This window comes from Vallitalea sp. (genome assembly GCF_025211055.1).
Lineage (GTDB): Bacteria > Bacillota > Clostridia > Lachnospirales > Vallitaleaceae > Vallitalea.
The window spans coordinates 1-5,540 of record NZ_JAOARO010000092.1 but is presented as its reverse complement, the minus strand read 5'-3'; the positions used below and the strand labels follow the sequence as shown (position 1 = coordinate 5,540).

Genomic DNA, 5,540 nt, shown 5'->3' with positions numbered 1-5,540 from the left:
TAATCCACTTTTCTTAAATAAACTAATAATTTCTTTCCACTCTTTATCAGTTTTAATATCTGACATTAAAACACCTCCATGAATTGGATTATATCATGGAGATACTAATAATTGAATGTGTGGTGGGTTTGTCGCTTACATTTATAAAAAGTCTTATATACATGCAATTTACTTCTTATGTGTAATTTTCCCTCACCCTCGGATAATACTTTTAGAGTGTGAACCATTTCTTCCATCTCATTACCCCTATTTTTGTTTTGCCAACCATACGCACTGAACTTCTAAAAGTTAAATTGGTTCTATTAATTACTATAGTAAGTTTTTGTGTGTTAAATACATTAATTAAAAGATGTCGTGGTAATGTCGTCTTTTATAATGTTAATATTAAGTCAAGTTAGTTGCGTATACGTTCATAAAACTAACTAACAAAAACGTACGTTATAAAAATTTTTAATTTAAGGTTTACATTTAAGATGAAATTCTATCTATTATATATGTAAAGTAAATCGCGATTTCTTTATAAAAACAAAAAAGGAAGGTGTTACTATGAAAAAGATGAAAGAGAGAACGAATTGCCTACTTAGTAAGGCTGATGCTTTCAAGTCTCTTGACAAACAAGCAACAAAATTTGCAGCTATAGTCAAAGTAGATGAAGCTGTACAGACAAAAGTAAAGGAGGAAGTTAATAATGGCGAATTGTGATATTAGAGTTCAAAATCTAACTTTAGCTTCTGGACAACCAAATCCACTACCTTCTGGTGGTCCAGTAAATTTCAAATTTCAAATTGCTAATTATTCCAATGTTGATTCAGATGGATTTAATGTTACTGTTAAAAGAGATAGTGAAATAGGTGGTGGAGGTACTTTTTATGTCTCAAAAGTACCTGCTATGACAGTGATTAATTATCCTCTTGAAATACACGGTGTAATTGGTGGTACTCACGAGATAGAGATTGAGGCTTTATATAGTGATTTAGATACATCCAATAATAAAGTAACTGGAACATTCGTGTGGGCAGGTGTACCTAATCTACAAACAGTAATTACTAATAGTGTTCCAAGTACTGTTGAACTTTGCCAAGATACTACAATTAATTTCAGGGTTAATAATTTTAGCTATGATCATGTAAATGGTACGACAAATATTAGAGTATTTATTAACGATCAACCAACTAGTCTCGGATGGACAAAAGAGAACTTCCAAGCTCGTACATACATTGAACAATCTTTTAATGCTAATTTTAAAGAGCCAGGAGTTTATAAAGTAAGTATTGTAGCTGATTCACTGACAGTAACAGAATCAAATGAAAATGATAATATTGCTGAAGTAACAATTACGGTTAATGATGCTCCAAGACTAAATAATGACGATCCAACAGACCCTGTGCTAATTAATCAAGGTGATGTACACTGGTATTATGCACAGTTTGAGGAAGATGGTAAAGCGAACTTTTACTTAGAACCAGATAGTACTTTAGATGTTGATTTAGAAGTTTTTAAAAATAATCCAATTGGAGAATCCATTGGAAAAAGTAATAATGGTCTTGGAACACCTGATTTAGTAAAAGAGAAACCCGTTGAGTCTGGAATTAAATATTATATAAGAGTGTCTCATTACTCTGGTACAGGAAATTATATATTGAAGTGTAAAAATTATCCTACAGGGAATAGTGGTCAGATTCTTTCAAGCAATAAAATTGAAGCGTATGTTAATAGTAATAATTTAACATCGATACAAAGAAATGCATTATATAGAGTTAATACATATATAAATAATGAGAAGATAGTTGAAGCTCTATCAAACAATAAACCATTAATATTCTTTTTTGAGGGTGCAGGTTTAAATACTGATACGATATATAATAAAGAGAATGGTAAATCATTATATAGTATTGATAGGTATGGAGCTATTGCTTTAGTTATAAAAAATAATGAAATCGTATTTTTTACTGACCAGGCTTCCACATTACCAGATAAACCAAAAGGGACTTCATATGATATTCCAACAGTAGTTGATGGAGTATATAATGTTAACTCACATTTACATCAGGGGAAATACCCAGCTTTAAAAATTAGCAGTCCAAAAGTTATTAGATTTAGTGATACAACTTGGTATGATAGTTCAAGCTCAGGTATTAACATTCATGCTGGTTATAATATGTATAAATACAAGTACATTACTGATGGACCAGAAAATGGATGGAGTAACTCAGAAGGATGTCAACTCATAAGTATGAGAGATAATGTGAAAAATACTTCATCAGTAAGATGCCTATGTTATACTCCTTCTGGCACAGATACTGGAATATACCATGAATTTGCGAAGGCAATTAATTTAGTTAATAGCAATATTTTTAGCACAACTGATGGTAGTGTAATTAATACAAGTATGAATTCTGTATCTGGAGTAGTTGTTATTGATAGAAAGTATTTAGACACTAATAATACCACTTTACAATCAATATTTGGAACTGATGGTTTAATGTATATTAGAACAGGTGTTGAATAAAAATGATAACCATCCCTCAAATAGGGGGATGGTTATCATTTTTAAATAACATAATATGGACTTATTGGTTAAAGTAATTAGGTATATTCTTAATAGAGCCAATTTGTGTTATATTATTAGTACTAAAATTGTATTTATAATAAATAGGATCTGGTGTATATTTAGTTCCGTAGTAATATAGTTCATTATCATGAACTACAATAAAGTTGTCTACGATAGTAGAAATAATTATTGATTTTTTGGTGTCTAAGTTATATAAAAATATTTTATTATTTGTATCAATCATATCCTTTGTAGCATCAAATTCATAATAAATATACACCAACCAATTTTTATAAATAGCCAAATCTGTAATTTTTATATCTGTGAGTATTATTTGTGAATCTTCAGTTGTACCATTAACTGGTATCATGTATATATCACTTGTGCCTCCAGTATTTTTAGTTGTATAATATAAATAATCATTCTGGCAATAAATAGCCGTTACATTATTAGCTATAAAATCAATGTTGCTTTCAAGCATATCTTTTCTATAGAGATTTTTTTCTTTATCAATATATACTACGTAATTTTTATAACAAAACACTCCTTCTGAATGTGAAATAGCATGAGAAATACGTACAGGAGTAGAAGATAATTTTTCGATTTTTCTTGTATTAACATCAAATTGATATAAATATTGATTGTTTTCAAATATTATATTATTGGAACAATAATATAAATCAGTAAATTCTTGTGTATTAATTTTAATATCTTCAGGTAGAATATTTTTGATGTTATCACCATTAATATTACATTCATATATTTTTTTATCTTTACCTAGAAAGTATAACTTTTCCTTAATAAACATAAATTCATATACTGGGATATCGGATATAGTAATTATCACCTTAGTTATTTTGTCATATGATTTTAATAAAGAATCTTCACCTATATAGAAAAACTTATTATCAGTAAACGCAATATTCTTGCTCGACTCGATATATTCGGATACATTATATTCTTTTGTAATTTTATTGTTTTGACTAATGTCTTTTTTGCTTTGTTTCTCTTTTTGGATTTGTATATCTCCAGAAATTTTTTGTACTGACTTCTCTTTAGAAAGATTATTACTGGAATTTTGATTAGAATCTTCTATACCTAAAGAATCATCATAATTTTGAAATGTATCTGTTATACTGAAATCATTATGAGATACATTATTATCTTCATTATTGATGTTATTTGGTTTTGCAGTAATATCACTGTTAATACTAGTAATTTTATTATCAATTGAATTATCTTCTTGTGTTTGTACGCAACTTGTAATTAGTAATAGACATACTACAATTACTAATAGAATAAATTTTTTGAATTTCATTTTATAATACCCCTTGTCATTAAATATTTACACTATTTTAATATTATATATCATAAAAGATTTTGATTCAATAGGTAGATAATATCTTCGTTATTTCTGCTAGAACACCCATTGCTTTTACTTGTTCCAACTTTCTCCTATAACTATCCTCTGTTATTAATCAAGATTACTCATCCCCTTGTATACTTTTCTTAAGCATATTATGTATTGACGTTGTCTATCCTTATTAACAATAATAAGGATAGAATTGTTATTTATAAAAACAACAACTCTATCCCGAAGCTTTATAAGAATTCAAATAATTAATTGAGTCTTAGAACTAAATAGTTAATACTTTAAAACATATTGCCAATCTAATTAAAAAAAGTTATCTCCTCTAAATCCTGTTAATATATCCTACATTTTTTTATGTCTGTATTACCAACAAATAACATATTTAATTCATCATATTATTTTAAATATAATAATGATAGAAGGTTATATTTGGGGAACTATTATTATATTCTTCTTCGCATTTATCCACAATTTTTTTGTTTCATTAGTAGTATTTGTAATAATTTTGGTATATTCAGAAGAATATTGTTATAGGTATTATAATTCATATCTGTAATTACATCTCAAAAAAACAGCCCTTTTTTCAACTATCATTTCATCACTTTTAATCTGATTCTTTTAGTCATATCTTAAATGTATAACATTTTATTCATCAATAACTTTCAACCCTTGAGTATGGGCATAATTATTAATTTTTCGAATTAAATTATCTTTATAAATAGAAATGCTATAAGGTATTTCTCTATGATTATCTTGATATATATTCTCAGCATATATTAAAAAATTTATATTATCCAATTTTTTAATGATATAATAATTTGCTTCAAATTCTCCATTTCTAATGTGAAATGAAGTTATAAAGTTATAAATATCTTCATATAGTTCCTGCGAAGAAATTTCATCTCTTAAAAATCTCTCAATAACATCAATCATTTAATATTCACCTCCTATTTTATTGGATATGCACTTAGCATACCTCCATCATCTGATAATACCATTTTTATTAATGTTTCTCCTTTAGTTCCAATTGTTTCTCCTGCGTTAATAATAATTTCATATGATTGATTACCTTGTCTAGTCAATCCGTTGTCAAGGACATCAACAATATCACCTTTTTTCATTGCTTCCCTTAAAATTCCCTCTGCACCTTCTTTAGAATCACCAAGGAATTTTGCACCATTTCCACCAGTAGTAGATAAATGTTTTGGTTTTACATATGCATTTGAAACATCAAATTTCTTGAATACGTCTTTTCCATCTTTTACAAGTTGATTCGTACTCTCTTTTACAACTTTTTCAACTACTTCTTCAGAGGTTTCCTCTATCATCTCTTCCATTGTTTCTTTAGATACTTCTTCAATTATTTCTTCAGCAACACCTTTTTTAGCAATACGTTCTATAACTTCTCCACCAATTTTTTTTGCTACATTGGCAGAACCAGGGATTAAGGCAAAAGCAGCTATAAGTTTCTTTTCATTATTTGTTATCCATCTGTTTTCTTCAAAATCATAGCCTACTAGAATAAGTTCAGCATCATATACATCACCTAGAATTACATTGAAAAATAAAAATTCTGTCCCATCAGTACGTCTTCTTAAGTTAAGCTTATCTATTTTC

At 27.9% G+C, this 5,540-nt stretch carries 5 protein-coding genes; 2 read left to right on the top strand and 3 right to left on the bottom strand.

All coding sequences use genetic code 11. From position 1 onward, the window contains the following. Nucleotides 1–546: 546 nt before the first annotated feature. On the top strand, nucleotides 547–702 hold the full coding sequence (locus N4A55_RS14460) for a hypothetical protein (RefSeq protein ID WP_293757613.1): 156 nt from the start codon (nucleotides 547–549) through the stop codon (nucleotides 700–702). Then, a complete protein-coding gene (locus tag N4A55_RS14455) occupies nucleotides 689–2,509 on the top strand; it encodes a hypothetical protein (RefSeq protein ID WP_293757611.1) in 1,821 nt (606 codons plus the stop codon). Before N4A55_RS14460 ends, N4A55_RS14455 begins: the two co-directional genes overlap by 14 nt. Before the next feature lie 61 nt (nucleotides 2,510–2,570). Here the strand turns inward: N4A55_RS14455 and N4A55_RS14450 are convergent, their stop codons facing one another. The 3 genes from N4A55_RS14450 to N4A55_RS14440 all read right to left on the bottom strand — a co-directional run. Continuing rightward, nucleotides 2,571–3,869, bottom strand: a complete 1,299-nt coding sequence (locus tag N4A55_RS14450; RefSeq protein ID WP_293757609.1) for a DUF5050 domain-containing protein — start codon at nucleotides 3,867–3,869, stop codon at nucleotides 2,571–2,573. A gap of 699 nt (nucleotides 3,870–4,568) precedes the next feature. After that, nucleotides 4,569–4,856 carry a hypothetical protein gene (locus N4A55_RS14445; RefSeq protein WP_293757607.1) on the bottom strand — a complete coding sequence of 96 codons (288 nt, stop codon included), beginning with the start codon at nucleotides 4,854–4,856 and terminating at the stop codon, nucleotides 4,569–4,571. Nucleotides 4,857–4,870: 14 nt separating this feature from the next. After that, nucleotides 4,871–5,540: hypothetical protein (locus N4A55_RS14440; RefSeq protein WP_293757605.1), on the bottom strand; the 670-nt coding region annotated here is incomplete at its 5' end.

What these genes read in the sequence shown, in the direction of transcription:
- N4A55_RS14455 (WP_293757611.1), top strand. Translation starts at nt 689, where the DNA reads ATGGCGAATTGTGATATTAGAGTTCAAAATCTAACTTTAGCTTCTGGA.
- N4A55_RS14460 (WP_293757613.1), top strand. Translation starts at nt 547, where the DNA reads ATGAAAAAGATGAAAGAGAGAACGAATTGCCTACTTAGTAAGGCTGAT.
- N4A55_RS14445 (WP_293757607.1), bottom strand. Translation starts at nt 4,856, where the DNA reads ATGATTGATGTTATTGAGAGATTTTTAAGAGATGAAATTTCTTCGCAG.
- N4A55_RS14450 (WP_293757609.1), bottom strand. Translation starts at nt 3,869, where the DNA reads ATGAAATTCAAAAAATTTATTCTATTAGTAATTGTAGTATGTCTATTA.